The organism is Enterobacter sp. CPE_E863 (assembly GCF_046521465.1).
Classification (GTDB): domain Bacteria; phylum Pseudomonadota; class Gammaproteobacteria; order Enterobacterales; family Enterobacteriaceae; genus Enterobacter; species Enterobacter adelaidei.
In genome coordinates this window covers 257,002-274,072 of sequence record NZ_JBKFZX010000001.1, presented here as the reverse complement: position 1 = coordinate 274,072, position 17,071 = coordinate 257,002, and the positions used below count along the sequence as shown (strand labels likewise).

Below are 17,071 nucleotides of genomic sequence, written 5' to 3'. Positions count from 1 at the left end.
ATTACGTCAGGTCTAACGAATTACCACCAGATTTCCATCTGGGCACCGAAGGTCCACTCATCAGAGTCGCCGCGGCTGAAGGTTTTTGCGGACGTGTCGCTGTACGCAATACCAGAGTCATAGCCTGCACCGGAGTCGCCGTTCGCGTAGCCCCATTTTTCATCCCACTTCGCGTAAGTTGCGAAGACACGGATAGCTGGACGGGACCAGATGCTGTCGCCTGCCTGCCATTGTTGTGCCAGGGTGATTTTGTACTGACTGTTGGTGTCGTCGGTTTTCTGAGACTTAACGTTGTCGTAGCCCACTTCTAACAGGGTGCTCATGATTGGCGTCCATTTGTACATAGGACGCACACCGACGGTCCACCATTTGGTGCCGTTGTTGTTATCCAGGTTGATGTCCTGGTACATACCTACGTACATCAGATCCCAGGAGTCGCCCAGAGAGATCGCACCGTGGTCCAGAACACGCCACATGTCGCCGTTGTTGTTGATGCTACCACCTTCCGGACGGCCCTTGCCGTTGGAGGTCATAGAGTCAGTTGCGTACTGCAGCACAAACTTGTTAAAGCCCTTCAGCATGCTCTGGGTATGTTCAGCGGTGAACATCCAACCGTCTTTAGATGCGCCAGGCTGCAGGTAGTAGTCATCTGGAATATTGGTGTGACCATAATCAACACCGAACTCCAGCGTACCGCCTTCATTGACCTGCATCTGTGCTAAACGGACGTCGAAGACATCGTTCGGTACCAGGTTGTCATAAATACGGTTACCCAGCGCGTCACGATCGGCAAAGGTCGCTGAACCGCCCGCTTCGGAAGAACGGGTTGCAGCCAGAGAGAGCTTACCGAAGCCCAGGTCGATGTTTTCGATACCCGCACCAGGACCAGAAATATCCCAGTAGTAGAAGTCGATCATGTGAACGTCATGACGCTGATAGAAGCGCTTACCGGCCCAGATGGTGGAACCTGGCAGTGCGTCAATCAGGTTTTTACCCTGCACGTTAGCTTCACGGAAGGCCGGGCTGGTAGATTCCCAGTCGTTCTGCTGAGAGACGGAATACGCAACGTTGGTGTCGAAATAGAAGCTCTTATCGCCTTCTTTCCACACTTCCTGGCCCAGTTTCAATTCCGCATAGGTTTCACATTCGTTACCGAGACGGTATTTACTTTGTGCACCGGTTGCCTGGAAACACTGTTGCTCACCGCCACTCCCTGTCCAGCCAATGCCGGAACGAGCATAACCTTTAAAGTCCACAGCACCCGCCTGGGCAGACAGGATGCCTGCCGCAATGGCGATTGCCAGAGGGACTTGTTTGCGCAGAGTAATCATCATTCTATCTCCTGAGATCATTGCTTTTCTTTGAACACTTCACCTGTCGGTTTCGTGTCTTCTATTGGGATTGCTTAAACGCCTGGCTCTTTGTGCAACCGACGACATGCAGTGCCATCCTCACGGAACAGATGGCAACGCTCTGGCGGCAAGCCGATAGCGAATGTGGCACCCTCTTCTACCAACACCACGTCATTCTGGCGGTAGACCAGGTTCTGACGGATGGCGGGGATCTGGATATGAATCTGTGTTTCGTGACCAAGCTGTTCGACAACCTGAACTTCACCTTCCAGCGTCACATCGGCGATGTGGCTCGGCAGCAGGTGCTCAGGACGAATACCGAGGGACATGTTTGCCCCTACCTGTACGTTGGCGCTGTCAACAGGCAGCCAGACCTGCTGGCGGTTTGGCAGCTCCACCTGTACCTGTTCGATCGCAGTTGCCGTCACTTTGACGGGCAGGAAGTTCATCTTTGGCGAGCCAATGAAGCCCGCAACAAAGCGGTCTGCCGGGTAGTGATAAAGCTCGAGTGGTTTGCCCACCTGCGCCACGCGACCGGCGTCCAGCACCACAATTTTGTCGGCGAGGGTCATCGCTTCGACCTGATCGTGGGTGACGTAAATCATCGTGCGGCCAAGACGTTTGTGCAGACGGGAGATTTCAATACGCATCTGGACACGCAGAGCGGCATCCAGGTTGGAAAGGGGTTCATCGAGCAGGAACACGCGCGGTTCCGCCACCAGCGTACGGCCAATCGCCACACGCTGACGCTGACCGCCGGAAAGCGCTTTCGGTTTACGCTCAAGCAGGTGCGCCAGCTGTAATACTTCCGCCACCTGCGTGACGCGCTGGTTAATCACGTCTTTCTTCGCACCCGCCAGTTTCAGGCCAAAGGACATGTTTTCGGCAACGGACAGATGGGGGTAAAGCGCATAAGACTGGAACACCATGCCTACGCCACGTTCGGCAGGCGGGATGTCGTTCATACGGGTGTCACCAATAAACAAATCGCCACTGGTGATCGTTTCAAGACCGGCAATCATACGCAGCAGAGTAGATTTACCGCAGCCTGATGGGCCGACAAATACCACGAACTCACCTTCGTGGATGTCCAGATTGATGTCTTTCGACACCACAACGTCACCCCAGGCTTTCGTTACATTACGCAGCTGTACGCTCGCCATGCCCTTCTCCCTTCGTTACAACCTGTCGCCGACAGAAACATTCAAGATAAGTTCACTATGGGGTATCCATTACTTTCCCGAATCCTCCACCCCCCGGCTTTTTTATGGGGGAGGAGGCGGGAGGATGAGAGAGCAGGCTCTGCGACCGCGGCTGGAGGGCTGAGGCGAAATTCGTGAAGCCACCTGCAAAATTCAGTGTGTTTTTATGTGCGCCAGCACTCATAACTTAAATTTATGCAACGAAGATCACACAAACCGGGGGTGGGGCGTAGGAGTTGGGAGGATGGAAAGAGGATGTCAAATAAGGAGACTGAGTCACGTTGAACCACCTCATTGTATCCACGAGCACATCACCAAAAAAGGATGGCAGATATGAAGATCAAGACTGGCGCACGTGTTTTCGCATTGTCCGCCCTTGCAGCAATGATGATTTCCGCACCGGCTCTCGCCAAAATTGAAGAAGGTAAGCTGGTAATCTGGATTAACGGCGATAAGGGCTATAACGGCCTGGCCGAAGTGGGTAAAAAATTCGAGAAAGACACCGGTATCAAAGTGACCGTAGAACACCCGGATAAGCTGGAAGAGAAATTCCCACAGGTTGCAGCAACCGGTGACGGCCCGGACATCATCTTCTGGGCGCATGACCGTTTCGGTGGCTACGCGCAGTCGGGTCTGCTGGCAGAAGTCACGCCGGACAAAGCCTTCCAGGACAAACTGTTCCCGTTCACCTGGGACGCCGTTCGCTATAACGGCAAGCTGATCGCTTACCCAATCGCGGTTGAAGCCCTTTCTCTGATTTACAACAAAGACCTGGTACCTAACCCACCGAAAACCTGGGAAGAGATCCCGAAACTGGATAAAGAGCTGAAAGCGAAAGGTAAGAGCGCGCTGATGTTCAACCTGCAAGAACCATACTTCACCTGGCCGCTGATTGCTGCGGACGGCGGTTACGCGTTCAAGTTTGAAAACGGCAAGTATGACGTGAAAGACGTGGGCGTGGACAACGCTGGCGCGAAAGCGGGTCTGACCTTCCTGGTTGACCTCATCAAGAACAAACATATGAACGCGGATACCGACTACTCCATCGCGGAAGCGGCGTTCAACAAAGGCGAAACCGCGATGACCATCAACGGTCCGTGGGCCTGGACCAACATCGACAAGAGCAAAATCAACTACGGCGTGACGCTGCTGCCAACTTTCAAAGGCAAGCCGTCTAAACCGTTCGTTGGTGTGCTGAGCGCGGGTATCAACGCGGCAAGCCCGAACAAAGAGCTGGCGAAAGAGTTCCTGGAAAACTACCTGCTGACCGATCAGGGTCTGGATGAAGTGAACAAGGACAAACCGCTGGGTGCCGTTGCGCTGAAATCCTTCCAGGATCACCTGGCAAAAGACCCACGTATTGCGGCCACCATGGATAACGCTCAGAAAGGCGAAATTATGCCGAACATCCCGCAAATGGCGGCGTTCTGGTACGCCACCCGTACTGCGGTCATCAATGCGGCAAGCGGTCGTCAGACTGTTGATGCCGCGCTGAAAGATGCGCAGGGTCGTATTACTAAGTAAGTCTGAAAAACGGCGGGTGGCGCATGCGCTTACCCGCCCTACGACTACGGCACGATCCGTAGGTCAGGTAAGCGCAGCGCCACCTGACGATAAGTTTCCACCGTTGTAGAGGAAGAACCCCATGGATGTCATTAAAAAGAAACGCTGGTGGCAAAGCGACGCGCTGAAGTGGTCAGCGATAGGTCTGCTGTGTCTGCTGGTGGGTTACCTTGTTGTTTTAATGTACGTACAAGGGGAATATCTGTTTGCCATCATGACGCTGATTTTAAGCTCTGCTGGCCTGTATATTTTCGCCAACCGTAAAGCCTATGCCTGGCGCTATGTCTACCCGGGCGTGGCCGGGATGGGGCTGTTTGTTCTCTTCCCGCTGATTTGTACTATTGCCATTGCGTTTACCAACTACAGCAGCACGAACCAGCTTGCGCAGGAACGTGCCCAGCAGGTCCTTCTGGATCGCTCTTACCAGGCCGGCAAGACCTTTAACTTCGGCCTGTATCCTGCCGGTAACGAGTGGAAGTTAGCGCTTACTGACGAAGCAAGCAGCAAATACTATGTCTCCGACGCGTTCAAATTTGGCGGCGAGCAGAAGCTGACCTTAAAAGAGGCCGCAGCGCTGCCGGAAGGCGAACGTGCCAACCTGCGCGTCATTACCCAGAACCGTCAGGCGCTGACCCAGCTCACCGCCGTACTGCCAGACGAAAGCAAAGTGACCATGAGCTCACTGCGCCAGTTCTCCGGCACGCAGCCTCTCTACACGCTGGCGGATGACGGCACGCTGACCAACAACCAGAGCGGCGTGAAATATCGTCCGAACAACGACATTGGTTTCTATCAGTCCATTACTGCCGATGGCAAATGGGGTGATGACAAGCTCAGCCCGGGCTATACCGTCACCATCGGCTGGGACAACTTTACCCGCGTGTTTACCGACGAAGGCATTCAGAAACCGTTCTTCGCCATCTTCATCTGGACGGTGGTCTTCTCGGTTCTGACCGTGATCCTGACCGTGGCTGTGGGCATGGTTCTGGCCTGTCTCGTGCAGTGGGAAGCCCTGAAAGGCAAAGCGATTTATCGCGTACTGCTGATTCTGCCGTATGCCGTACCGTCGTTTATTTCGATTCTGATTTTCAAAGGGCTGTTTAACCAGAGCTTCGGTGAAATCAACATGATGCTGAGCGCGCTGTTTGGTATCAAACCGGCCTGGTTCAGCGACCCGACGACTGCCCGTTCGATGATTATCATCGTCAATACCTGGCTGGGCTATCCGTACATGATGATCCTGTGCATGGGGCTGTTGAAGGCGATCCCGGACGATCTGTACGAAGCCTCGGCGATGGACGGAGCGGGTCCGTTCCAGAACTTCTTTAAGATTACGCTGCCGCTGCTCATTAAGCCGCTGACGCCGCTGATGATTGCCAGCTTCGCCTTCAACTTTAACAACTTTGTGCTGATTCAACTGTTGACCAACGGCGGCCCTGACCGTCTTGGCACCACCACGCCGGCGGGCTATACCGACCTGCTCGTGAGCTACACCTACCGTATTGCTTTCGAAGGCGGCGGTGGTCAGGACTTCGGTCTGGCGGCGGCGATTGCCACCCTGATCTTCCTGCTGGTTGGCGCCCTGGCGATTGTGAACCTGAAAGCCACACGAATGAAATTTGACTAAGGAGGGCATCGATCATGGCTATGGTACAACCCAAATCTCAGAAACTGCGCCTCCTGGCGACGCATTTAGGCCTGCTGATTTTTATTGCGGCGATCATGTTCCCGCTACTGATGGTCATCGCCATCTCCCTGCGTTCGGGTAACTTCGCCACCGGGAGCCTGATCCCGGACGAAATCTCCTGGGAGCACTGGAAGCTCGCGCTGGGCTTCAGCGTGGAACACGCAGATGGTCGCGTCACACCGCCGCCGTTCCCGGTGCTGTTATGGCTGTGGAACTCGGTGAAAATCGCCGGGATCACCGCGATAGGTATCGTGACGCTCTCCACCACTTGTGCGTACGCTTTCGCCCGTATGAAGTTCCCGGGCAAGGCCTCACTGCTGAAAGGGATGCTGATTTTCCAGATGTTCCCGGCGGTACTGTCGCTGGTCGCGTTGTATGCCTTGTTTGACCGTCTGGGCCAGTACGTGCCGTTTATCGGCCTGAACACCCACGGTGGCGTAATCTTCGCCTATCTTGGCGGTATCGCACTGCATGTGTGGACCATCAAAGGGTATTTCGAAACCATCGACGGCTCGCTGGAAGAAGCTGCGGCACTGGATGGTGCAACCCCGTGGCAGGCGTTCCGTCTGGTGCTGCTGCCGCTGTCGGTGCCTATCCTGGCGGTGGTGTTTATCCTGTCGTTTATCGCCGCCATCACCGAAGTGCCCGTCGCTTCTCTGTTACTGCGTGATGTGAATAGCTACACGCTGGCCGTCGGTATGCAGCAATACCTCAACCCGCAAAACTACCTGTGGGGCGACTTTGCCGCGGCGGCCGTGCTCTCCGCCATCCCGATTACCGTGGTATTCCTGCTGGCGCAGCGCTGGCTGGTGAATGGCCTGACGGCGGGCGGTGTGAAAGGTTAAGTTTCATTTTGTTATGCCACTGCAACCCTCAACTTTAGACGTATTGTATTGACCCAACTTGTGACTGTTATTAGGCGGCCTCCGGGCCGCCATTTTTTTATTCGCGTTTCAGCCGCTTCGAGTTACACAGCCAGAGGGTGATTACCAGCAGCAGGATCGCCGCCGAGTAGATCAGCACGTCGAGCGGGGATTTATGATCGACGATGATCAGCCGCACTATCGCGGTGATCCCAATGTAGACGAAATAACGCAGCGGGAAGTGAAAGCCGGACTGAAAGTACTTCACAATCAGGGCGATAAATTCAAAGTAGAGAAAGTAGACCACCAGTCCTTCCACCAGCGCATATTTGCTGGTTTGTTCAGGGGCAAACAGCACATCCGCCAGATGCACCGTCTCTTTTCCCAAAAAGACGACCAGTATCAGTCCAAGGCTCAACAGACCGAGGTTCAGCACGGTCTGGAGGATAGTTGAGATAAACTCAACGCGCGGGCGAGTCAGGGATGTCATACAGCACCTCATTCTCCGGGGCGAGGTTCCTGTATAACGCAAAAATGTGACGGAGATCTATATTTTTTGTTTATATTTCGCGCGATCGCCCGGTGGTGAAGTACCACCGGGCTGGTCAGGCATCAGCGGAAGTTAATGTTTTTATCGCTGGTCATATCATACAGCTGGAACTTACGACCCAACTGCTGACCCCCGTCGCGCGTCAGCGGCGTCCAGCCAATCGCCGCACGGCTGCGGGTTGGGCCTGACGAGAACAGATCCAGCGGAATCGACACGTATACGCCTTTGGTGAAGTCCCCTTCCCCATATTCGTCCGGCGAGACGTTGGTGATGGTGGCATAACCGCCCACCACGACGCCGCTGTCAAAGTGTTTAGATATATCCAGCGTGCCGCCCTTATCACCCGCCAGGTACTGGCCGACGCTGGCTTTCACCAGTACGTCAGGGGCAAATGACGGTGTCCAGTAGGCGGTCAGATGACCCGTTTTGACGCTATAGTCGGTGAACTTCATCATGTCCTGGGCGCTGCGCCAGTCACGCTGTTTGACATAGTTGGCATCAATCCCGAACGCCCAGTTGCTGTCGACAGGACGATAAAGCACTTCTGCCCCAGCGCCGCCGAACATGGTTTCCAGATATCCGCCGTACACCTGGCCGTAGAAGCCGTTGCCGAAGTACTGGAAGTAGTTGGCCTGCAGGTTGTTCACATAGACATTATTCTGCACATACTCACGCACGCGGGTGCGCACGCGCGGCAGCGTCGAGTCATTTGGCGGATTGGTGTAGTTGAACTTGTCGTAGTTGTTAGCAATGTTGCCAAACAGGCTACCGGTGGTCAGCAGGTGGTCGGTGAGCCACAGATCCGCTGTCGCCATCGCGCCCAGCTGATACATGTAGAAGTTCTCTGGCCCGCCGACGGACTGATTCAGCACCGGATCGATATGGAAATCGAAGCGCGACTTGTCGATATACCAGCCCTGCTCGGTGGTATCTGGCACGATCGGCTCTACGCGTTTTTGCACCAGCTCGGTTTCATGCCCGAGCGGTTCACCTTCCAGATGGCGCTTGAGGCTGGCGACGTCCGTTTCCGTCGTCACCTGCGGCAGGTTGAGACGGTTCTCCGTCACGCGGATCGTGCGGATCCCATCCGGGAGATCGTTCATGACGATCCGGTTGGCGCGCTCGATCCCTTCACGCGAGTCGCGGTATTTCACATGCTCGCCGGTAACGTACAGCGTATCGCCTTTTACCTGAATTTTCGGATCCGCCAGACCCGCATTATATTTCAGCAACGTCAGCTGGTTTGCCACCACCGAGTGCTGCAGGATGGCGTCCTGCGGCTCCGGCTGGTATGCAGGCCGTGCGTTATCGTTGTAGTGCGGGCGCATGTCGTTGAAGTTAGTGCGCAGCGTGAAGCCAAACATGAAGGTATTGCCACGCTCGTAGCTGAGGTTAACGTCGGCCCAATCGGTGACGCGATAAATGGCGCCGACGTTAAACTTGCTCTTCTGTTCAATCTTGCCAGCGAAATCCTGCGAGTAGTCATTCCCTTCATACTCCAGCTTCAGGCGCAGCGGCTGCCAGGGTGTCTGGTATTCGACGCCACCAAACAGCGACGCCGGTCCGTGGAACATCTGGTCGCCGTTGATCGAACCCGCTTTCTGGTAACTATTATCGCGGTAGCAATATTTATCGCTGTAGGAGCAAAACGGGTTTTTGACGTTGCCGCTGGTACCGAGATAACCCCAGCCCAGACCGAGTGAGAAATCAAATGGTCCCCAGGCTTTACTGGCAACGATGTATTCCGCATCAAACAGACCGGTACCGCCGATATCTTTTGCGCCGACGGAGACCTGCGGCATCCAGTAACTCTCTTCCCACAGACGTACTTTGAGGTCGAAGGCTTTATCTTTGTAAGTCTGATCGCCGGAGAACGCCTCTACGCTGCTGTACTGTTTCGTACGCACGTCGGTATAGCGCAGCGTGGTTTCAAGCCACGGAAACAGTTGCACCGACGCCGAGTAGTAGCGGTATTGATCGTTATCGCGATAGTTAAGGCTCAACTCACCCTCACGCGCCATACGTGCGGTGGGCGTTTGCAGTAAACCGACGCCACCGAAGTCTGACTGGGACGGGCCAATAGGTGCCGGATACGTTTCTGCATGGCAGGCGGCACTCACACAAAGTGCCAGCATGCTGTAGAGATAGGTTCTTTTCATTATTCCGGAATCCGCTGTATCAGGGAGCGAAGGATATCGGCGTTAAGTCCGTCATACCCCTTCGTCCAGAAATGGTCGGCAAAACCGACAAAAATGATGCTGCCAGGCATAGGTTCGATATGGCGTTTGTTCCAGTAGGCCACTGGCGCTTTTTGTGTGTGCCCGTCAGGGTAAACCACCCAGGCGTAGCTGTTATCCGCACCGCTTAACAGGCTCTGCTCGTCGAGATAGCTCGCCACGTCACGACCGGGCGTAAAGGGCTTTTTCCCGGGGTGGCTGATAAGACCAAAAACGGTGATGGTTGAGGGTTGTGCAGGCAGCCAGAGCGTGTATTCCCCTTCCAGAGCCGGGTTACCGTTCTCCGACACGCGCACGTCATCTGGATCGAGGTTCACCGGCAGCCGACCGGTGATTTTCAGGGCCTGAACCTGCTGGCGAACGCTGTTAATCGCCGCCGCATCGTCACCCTCTTCCTGCTCCGCTAATCCCGTCAGCCTGGCGAGGAGCGCCTTGTATTGTTGTTCCGCTTCAGCGGTTTTCTGGCGTTCAGCGATCACCGCGCCAGGCCACCAGCTGTTCGCCAGTCTGGGCTGGCCGACGAGATCGAACAGATGCCCGGCGTTGGTCAGTGTTTTGGGCTGCGTGCTGTCCGGGATATAGACCTTCACCGTTCCGGCAGACCAGGCAAGCGGCGCGGCAAAACTGGCGATCAGCGCCACGCGAATAAGTGTTTTCATGATTTCGCGGCCTTGATAAGCGTAGTTTTGACCGGGAAGAATCCGGCTCCGAGATACTGCAGGGACTGACGGATTTGTCCGTCATCGTCGACCCAGAAACGGTTATGCCACGTGGCCTGGTCGGTGATCACTTCTTCATCGAGCACGCGAACCTGGGTTTTGTCACTTCCCACGCTGACACTGTCCGTCCCCTCCCAACGGAAGGTGGAGCGTGCGGTGGCGTAACGCACCTGTTTATGCTCGGTCCAGCCCATCGTGCGCGTCCAGCTTGCGCCGTCGGTGATCTGGTTGGGTTTGATAAGCGGGTCAGCAGCGATATTGTTCACCTCAAGCAGGTTGTCTCCACCCAACAGGGTTTTCACGAGACGTCCATGCTGCGTCACGATGGTGGCCTGATCCTGCGTCACCCATTTCTGCTGCCCGTTTTCATCGAAAGCGAGCACCACAAACAGTTGCGGGCCATCGTTTAACTGCATGTACTGGCTGGCATACGGCATGTTCTGAAGTTCATCATCGGTCAGATGTACACCCGGTGTGCCGAACATGCTGTCCCACAGTGAGTTCCCCAGCCCTTTGGTGGTGGCTGAGCACGCCTGCAAGAGCAGGCAAATCATGATGATTGCAGGTCGCTTCACGACTCTTCTCCGAAGGGCGAAATAACCACACCGAAGTGTGGTTATGATTAAAACACCCGGAATTATCGGGTGCTGGTCGTTGTGGTGGTCGTGGTTCCGGTATTGGAGCCATCACCGCCACCGGTTGCCGCCAGCGCGACACCCACGGCTGAACTTACGGTGCTGGTGCTGGCTGCGGTAGAACTTCCCGCAGACGCAGACGTCGCAGCCGACCCTGCCGCTTCCCCGACCTGAACCGGAGCTGCATAGACAGATGTCGCCGCAAGCGCAGATATGGCAAAAATGCCATACAGTACTTTTTTCATAACAATTTCCCTTCAATGAATGAATGGAGATTTGCCCGATAAGAATTTCAGGCGGAATCGAGTATACACAACTACTGCAGAGGGTTTGCCGTAAGGGTAAATAGGGAGAGAGTTTTCAGACTAATGGATAAGATCGAAGTATAAGAAAAGAAAGATAAATATAAAAACCAATAAAATCATTAAGATAAAATAAAAAAGCTGAAAGCAATTATCCGTATATTCCTAAAATAAACCGCAGCAATTAACGGGTTAACGGCTTTTTTCAGATAAAACTCAGTAGTGAAATTTGAGGGAGATAATAGACATCAGGAATTATCCGATAAAAAAATGCCGGCATATCGCCGGCACTTTTCATGACATTTTAATTACGCACGCCATGCTTTATAACGGTTGATCAAACCATTTGTTGAGCTGTCATGGCTGGTAATCGCTTTATCATCACCCAGCTCTGGCAGAATACGGTTTGCCAGCTGTTTGCCCAGCTCAACGCCCCACTGGTCAAAGGTGAAGATGTTCAGGATCGCGCCCTGCGTGAAGATTTTGTGCTCGTACAGGGCAATCAGCGCCCCCAGGCTGAACGGCGTGATTTCGCGCAGCAGGATGGAGTTGGTTGGACGGTTGCCTTCGAACACTTTGAACGGCACAACGTGATCCAGGGTTGCCGGATCTTTACCCTGGTCACGGTATTCCTGCTCGACCACCTCGCGGGATTTACCAAATGCCAGCGCTTCAGTCTGGGCGAAGAAGTTAGACAGCAGCTTCGGATGGTGGTCGGACAGTGGGTTATGGGTGATAGCCGGGGCGATGAAATCGCACGGTACCATTTTGGTGCCCTGGTGAATCAGCTGGTAGAACGCGTGCTGACCGTTCGTGCCCGGCTCACCCCAGATGATTGGACCGGTCTGGTAATCCACGGCGTTGCCGTTACGGTCAACGTATTTACCGTTGGATTCCATGTTGCCCTGCTGGAAGTAGGCCGCGAAACGGTGCATGTACTGATCGTATGGCAGGATCGCTTCGGTTTCAGCGCCGAAGAAGTTGTTGTACCAGATACCAATCAGCGCCAGCAGCACAGGCAGGTTTTTCTCTGGTGCGGTGCTGGAGAAGTGTTTATCCATCGCGTGTGCGCCTGATAGCAGCTCAACGAAGTTGTCGAAGCCGACAGACAGGATGATGGACAGACCGATTGCAGACCACAGAGAGTAACGGCCGCCAACCCAGTCCCAGAACTCAAACATGTTCGCGGTATCAATCCCGAACTCACCAACGGCCTTGCCGTTGGTGGACAGCGCCGCGAAGTGTTTCGCCACGTGCTTGTTGTCGCCAGCAGTCTTCAGGAACCAGTCGCGCGCGCTATGGGCGTTGGTCATGGTTTCCTGAGTGGTAAAGGTTTTAGACGCAACCAGGAACAGGGTGGTTTCCGGGTTCACGTTCTTCAGCACTTCGGCGATGTGGGTACCATCGACGTTAGAGACAAAGTGCATGTTGAGGTGGTTTTTATATGGACGCAGCGCTTCGGTCACCATGAATGGACCGAGGTCAGAACCGCCGATACCGATGTTAACCACGTCGGTGATGGCTTTGCCGGTGTAGCCTTTCCAGCTACCAGAGATGATCGCTTCGGAGAAGGCTTTCATCTTTTCCAGCACCGCGTTCACTTCCGGCATTACATCTTTGCCGTCAACGATGATTGGCGTATTGCTACGGTTACGCAGCGCCACGTGCAGCACGGCACGGTCTTCGGTGCGGTTGATCTTCTCACCGGAGAACATGGATTTGATGGCGTCAGCAAGCTGCGTCTCTTTTGCCAGATCCTGCAGTTTCGCCAGCGTCTCTTCGGTAATGCGGTTTTTGGAGAAATCCACCAGCATCAGGTCATCAAAGGTCGCGGAGAATTTGTTGAAACGATCGGCATCTTTCGCGAACAGCTCCGCGATAGTGACGTCTTTCATTTCATCAAAATGTTTTTGTAGTGCCTGCCAGGCAGCGGTCTGCGTTGGGTTGATGTTTTTCATTAGCAATACTCTTCTGATTTGAGAATTGTGACTGCGGTCGATTGTAGCGCCTGCAAATAAAAATTGTGATGGTTTTTATGCCATTGCCCTGGCCTGCATCAAACGCAGGTGAAAAGACCCGAAAAGTATAGCTGCTGGAGAGCGCTCCCGGAGCGGCGAAATGTCGGTCAAAACCGGGTAAAATGAAGCATAAAATATGGCCCTGTTATAAGTCCTGTTTCTCAGGGGTACCCCCCCATGAAAAATCCGCATAATCCCGGCATTGACAGGACCTCCCCCGCATTTTATTTATAGGGCCGTATTTTGCGCCTGCACCTGTTTTCGTTTCATTCTTGTGCCAAGGTCGCTTTATTCATTCCCTGACACGAGGTTGTTATGACGAGTTTTGTGGTCGCCAAATTTGGCGGCACCAGTGTGGCCGATTACGATGCCATGAACCGCAGCGCCGATGTGGTGCTAGCCGATCCGAATACCCGCCTGGTGGTGCTTTCTGCCTCTGCTGGCGTGACGAACCTGCTGGTTTCTCTGTCTGAAGGACTGGAAGCGACCGAGCGTTTCGTTAAGCTGGATGCACTGCGCAAAATTCAGTTCGACATCCTTGAACGTCTGCAGAACCCGAATGTCATCCGCGAAGAAGTGGAACGCCTGCTGGAAAATATCACCACGCTGGCAGAAGCGGCTTCTCTGGCCACCTCCACCGCCCTGACCGATGAGCTGGTCAGCCATGGCGAACTGATGTCGACTCTGCTGTTTGTGGAAATCATGCGCGAGCGTAACATTCAGGCGCAGTGGTTTGACGTGCGCAAAGTGATGCGTACCAGCGATCGCTTTGGCCGCGCCGAGCCGGACGTTGAAGCGCTGGCGGAGCTGACCAACCAGCAGCTGGCTCCCCGTCTGGCAGATGGTATTGTGATCACCCAGGGCTTTATCGGCAGTGAAGCGAAAGGCCGCACCACCACGCTTGGCCGTGGCGGCAGCGACTACACCGCCGCACTGTTGGGCGAAGCCCTGCATGCAACGCGCGTGGATATCTGGACTGACGTTCCGGGCATTTACACCACCGACCCGCGCGTTGTTTCTGCGGCTAAACGTATTGATGTGATCGCCTTCGAAGAAGCGGCAGAAATGGCCACCTTCGGCGCGAAGGTGCTGCACCCGGCAACCCTTTTGCCAGCCGTACGTAGCGATATTCCGGTCTTCGTCGGCTCCAGTAAAGACCCGAAAGCAGGCGGCACGCTGGTCTGCAAGAAAACGGAAAATCCACCACTGTTCCGCGCGTTGGCCCTGCGCCGTCGCCAGACGCTGGTCACGCTGCACAGCCACAATATGCTGCACTCCCGTGGCTTCCTGGCGGAAGTGTTTGGCATTCTGGCGCGCCATAACATCTCTGTAGACCTGATCACCACCTCCGAAGTGAGCATCGCGCTGACGCTGGATACTACCGGTTCCACCTCCACTGGTGACACCCTGCTGACGCAGTCACTGCTGATTGAGCTTTCTGAACTGTGCCGCGTGGAAGTAGAAGAAAATCTGGCGCTGGTTGCCATCATTGGCAACAAGCTGTCGCGTGCCTGCGGCGTAGGGAAAGAGGTCTTCGGCGTACTCGACCCGTTCAACATCCGTATGATTTGTTACGGTGCATCCAGCTATAACCTCTGCTTCCTGGTCCCTGCCGATCAGGCGGAGCAGGTGGTGCAGAAACTTCATCAGAATTTGTTTGAATAAAATTCGTTAGCACGATAAACAATACCTATAAGCCGGGCACAGACCCGGCTTTTTCATAACTAAACACAACACAATCGCAAGGAAATACCTATGTTATCCGCCATCACACGGCTGTTCCCGTTATGGGCGCTGCTGCTCTCCGTAGTCGCGTATTACACGCCCACCTCGTTCACCGGTATTGGTCCATGGGTCACCACCCTGCTGATGCTGATCATGCTCGGTATGGGCGTGCATCTGAAAATCGACGATTTTAAACGCGTGCTGTCGCGCCCGGCCCCCGTCGCTGCAGGCATATTCCTGCACTACCTGGTGATGCCGCTCGCCGCGTGGCTTCTGGCGATGGCCTTTAAGATGCCGCCCGATCTCTCCGCCGGGATGGTGCTGGTGGGCAGCGTGGCCAGCGGTACCGCATCCAACGTGATGATCTACCTTGCGAAAGGCGATGTGGCACTCTCCGTCACTATCTCTTCCGTTTCCACACTGGTTGGCGTAATTGCCACCCCGCTGTTAACGCGCTTATATGTGGACGCACATATTCAGGTGGACGTCATGGGCATGCTGCTTAGCATCCTGCAAATAGTAGTGATCCCGATTGCGCTAGGGCTGGTCATTCACCATCTTTTCCCGCGCGTGGTGAAAACGGTTGAACCGTATCTGCCGGCGTTCTCGATGGTCTGCATTCTGGCGATCATCAGCGCCGTGGTGGCGGGTTCCGCCTCACACATTGCTTCTGTAGGCTTTGTGGTGATCGTCGCGGTAGTGCTGCATAACACCATTGGATTACTCGGTGGTTACTGGGGCGGGAAGCTGTTTGGCTTTGACGAGTCCACCTGCCGCACGCTGGCAATCGAGGTGGGAATGCAGAACTCCGGTCTGGCGGCAGCACTCGGTAAGATTTACTTCTCACCACTGGCGGCCCTACCTGGCGCACTGTTCTCCGTCTGGCATAACCTGTCCGGTTCGCTGCTGGCGGGTTACTGGTCCGGTAAGCCGATTGATGAACAACCCAAAAAAGATGCGGTGAAGCAGGGTTAATTTACGCGGCTTGCTTTACACTGAAGCCTCCCCATCAGGAGGCTTCAGCAATGGCTACACCACGACTGACCCAGAAAGACATGACGGAAGCCGAGCAGCGCGAACTGAAAACGCTTCTCGACCGCGCCCGTATCGCACATGGCCGCACGCTGACGAACGCCGAAACGAACCAGGTTAAAAAAGAGTATATCGACAAATTGATGACACAGCGTGAGGCTGAGGCGAAAAAAGCCCGCAAACTGAAAAAGCAGCAGGCTTATAAACCCGATGCGGAGGCGACCTTCTCGTGGTCTGCCAACACATCGACTCGTGGAAGGCGCTGATTAGCGCCCTTTCTTTTTACGGCCAGGCTGGGTAAAGCGTTTCCCGTTGGCCGGTTTGCCGCGTCCTTTCTCTTCCGCCTGCGGCGCCTTCACCACCGGGCGCTTAATCGCCTGGGTTTTAGGTTTGGCTTTGGCCTTCGGCTTTGCTTCGGATGAAGAATTCTCAATAAGTTTGAACAGCTCGATCAGCTCGTCATCCGTTAAATCACGCCATTCACCCAGCGGGATCCCGGACAAGCTGACGTTCATGATGCGCGTGCGTTCCAGCTTCGTCACTTCATAACCGAAGTGCTCACACATACGGCGGATCTGCCGGTTTAAACCCTGGACCAGCGTAATACGAAACGCGAACGGTGCTTCTTTCTTCACCTTACACTTCTTCGTAACGGTGCCCAGAATTGGCACGCCCGCCCCCATCCCACGGATAAACTCATCCGTCACAGGCTTATTCACCGTGACGATGTACTCTTTCTCATGGTCATTTCCGGCGCGCAGAATTTTGTTCACCAGGTCACCGTGGTTGGTGAGAAAAATCAGCCCCTGGGAGTCTTTATCCAGTCGACCAATCGGGAAGACACGGCTGCTGTGGTTAACGAAATCAACGATGTTGTCCCGCTCGCCATCTTCCGTGGTACTGACGATACCAACCGGTTTATTCAACGCGATAAACACCAGGTCTTCAGCATCGCGGGGTTCGATGACCTGACCATTCACTTTAACCACATCGCCAGGGACGACCTGGTCGCCAATGGTGGCGCGTTTGCCGTTGAGGAACACGTTACCCTGTTCAATGTAACGGTCAGCCTCGCGACGTGAGCAGATCCCGCTCTCGCTAATGTATTTGTTTAATCGGGTTGATTGAGTTGGCAGCATAGTTTCTCCTGTGAAGGGCGAAATATACCTTACCTTGCGGCTGACAA

15 protein-coding genes are annotated in these 17,071 nt (G+C 54.6%); 6 read left to right on the top strand and 9 right to left on the bottom strand.

The genetic code is table 11. The features are described from left to right. Positions 1–20 precede the first annotated feature (20 nt). Positions 21–1,334 carry a maltoporin gene (locus tag ACLHV8_RS01295; RefSeq protein ID WP_128348333.1) on the bottom strand — a complete coding sequence of 438 codons (1,314 nt, stop codon included), beginning with the start codon at positions 1,332–1,334 and terminating at the stop codon, positions 21–23. A gap of 71 nt (positions 1,335–1,405) precedes the next feature. Continuing rightward, on the bottom strand, positions 1,406–2,515 hold the full coding sequence (gene malK, locus ACLHV8_RS01290; protein WP_028017971.1) for a maltose/maltodextrin ABC transporter ATP-binding protein MalK: 1,110 nt from the start codon (positions 2,513–2,515) through the stop codon (positions 1,406–1,408). A gap of 372 nt (positions 2,516–2,887) precedes the next feature. Between malK and malE the strand changes: the two genes are divergently transcribed. The 3 genes from malE to malG all read left to right on the top strand — a co-directional run bounded on the left by malE (position 2,888) and on the right by malG (position 6,649). Next, positions 2,888–4,078 (top strand): maltose/maltodextrin ABC transporter substrate-binding protein MalE, encoded by a 1,191-nt coding sequence (gene malE, locus ACLHV8_RS01285; RefSeq protein ID WP_032666867.1) that lies wholly within the window; start codon positions 2,888–2,890, stop codon positions 4,076–4,078. A gap of 121 nt (positions 4,079–4,199) precedes the next feature. Further along, a complete protein-coding gene (malF, locus tag ACLHV8_RS01280; protein WP_208594799.1) occupies positions 4,200–5,744 on the top strand; it encodes a maltose ABC transporter permease MalF in 1,545 nt (514 codons plus the stop codon). Between the two features lie 14 nt (positions 5,745–5,758). Next, positions 5,759–6,649, top strand: a complete 891-nt coding sequence (gene malG, locus ACLHV8_RS01275) for a maltose ABC transporter permease MalG (RefSeq protein WP_014830272.1) — start codon at positions 5,759–5,761, stop codon at positions 6,647–6,649. A gap of 97 nt (positions 6,650–6,746) precedes the next feature. Here the strand turns inward: malG and psiE are convergent, their stop codons facing one another. The 6 genes from psiE to pgi form a co-directional block, all read right to left on the bottom strand. Then, a complete protein-coding gene (gene psiE / locus ACLHV8_RS01270) occupies positions 6,747–7,157 on the bottom strand; it encodes a phosphate-starvation-inducible protein PsiE (protein ID WP_000202963.1) in 411 nt (136 codons plus the stop codon). Between the two features lie 122 nt (positions 7,158–7,279). Continuing rightward, a complete protein-coding gene (locus tag ACLHV8_RS01265; protein ID WP_208594798.1) occupies positions 7,280–9,376 on the bottom strand; it encodes a YjbH domain-containing protein in 2,097 nt (698 codons plus the stop codon). Then, the gene (locus ACLHV8_RS01260; RefSeq protein WP_049007753.1) at positions 9,376–10,113 is read right to left on the bottom strand and encodes a capsule biosynthesis GfcC D2 domain-containing protein; all 738 of its coding nucleotides are present in this window, start codon (positions 10,111–10,113) and stop codon (positions 9,376–9,378) included. Before ACLHV8_RS01260 ends, ACLHV8_RS01265 begins: the two co-directional genes overlap by 1 nt. Then, the gene (locus ACLHV8_RS01255; RefSeq protein WP_049007754.1) at positions 10,110–10,748 is read right to left on the bottom strand and encodes a YjbF family lipoprotein; all 639 of its coding nucleotides are present in this window, start codon (positions 10,746–10,748) and stop codon (positions 10,110–10,112) included. Before ACLHV8_RS01255 ends, ACLHV8_RS01260 begins: the two co-directional genes overlap by 4 nt. Before the next feature lie 62 nt (positions 10,749–10,810). Further along, positions 10,811–11,053 (bottom strand): exopolysaccharide production protein YjbE, encoded by a 243-nt coding sequence (gene yjbE / locus ACLHV8_RS01250; RefSeq protein ID WP_208594797.1) that lies wholly within the window; start codon positions 11,051–11,053, stop codon positions 10,811–10,813. A 365-nt stretch (positions 11,054–11,418) separates the two neighbouring features. Further along, on the bottom strand, positions 11,419–13,068 hold the full coding sequence (gene pgi, locus ACLHV8_RS01245; protein WP_208594796.1) for a glucose-6-phosphate isomerase: 1,650 nt from the start codon (positions 13,066–13,068) through the stop codon (positions 11,419–11,421). A 375-nt stretch (positions 13,069–13,443) separates the two neighbouring features. On the opposite strand from pgi, the gene lysC reads away from it, so the two are divergent. The 3 genes from lysC to ACLHV8_RS01230 all read left to right on the top strand — a co-directional run bounded on the left by lysC (position 13,444) and on the right by ACLHV8_RS01230 (position 16,151). Further along, positions 13,444–14,793 carry a lysine-sensitive aspartokinase 3 gene (gene lysC, locus ACLHV8_RS01240; protein WP_028017979.1) on the top strand — a complete coding sequence of 450 codons (1,350 nt, stop codon included), beginning with the start codon at positions 13,444–13,446 and terminating at the stop codon, positions 14,791–14,793. Positions 14,794–14,883: 90 nt separating this feature from the next. Then, positions 14,884–15,828 (top strand): ketopantoate/pantoate/pantothenate transporter PanS, encoded by a 945-nt coding sequence (panS, locus tag ACLHV8_RS01235; protein ID WP_208594795.1) that lies wholly within the window; start codon positions 14,884–14,886, stop codon positions 15,826–15,828. A 50-nt stretch (positions 15,829–15,878) separates the two neighbouring features. Continuing rightward, positions 15,879–16,151 carry a DUF3811 domain-containing protein gene (locus ACLHV8_RS01230; RefSeq protein WP_028017981.1) on the top strand — a complete coding sequence of 91 codons (273 nt, stop codon included), beginning with the start codon at positions 15,879–15,881 and terminating at the stop codon, positions 16,149–16,151. Here ACLHV8_RS01230 and rluF read toward each other — a convergent pair whose 3' ends face one another. Continuing rightward, on the bottom strand, positions 16,152–17,024 hold the full coding sequence (rluF, locus tag ACLHV8_RS01225; RefSeq protein WP_049007759.1) for a 23S rRNA pseudouridine(2604) synthase RluF: 873 nt from the start codon (positions 17,022–17,024) through the stop codon (positions 16,152–16,154). Positions 17,025–17,071: the final 47 nt, after the last annotated feature.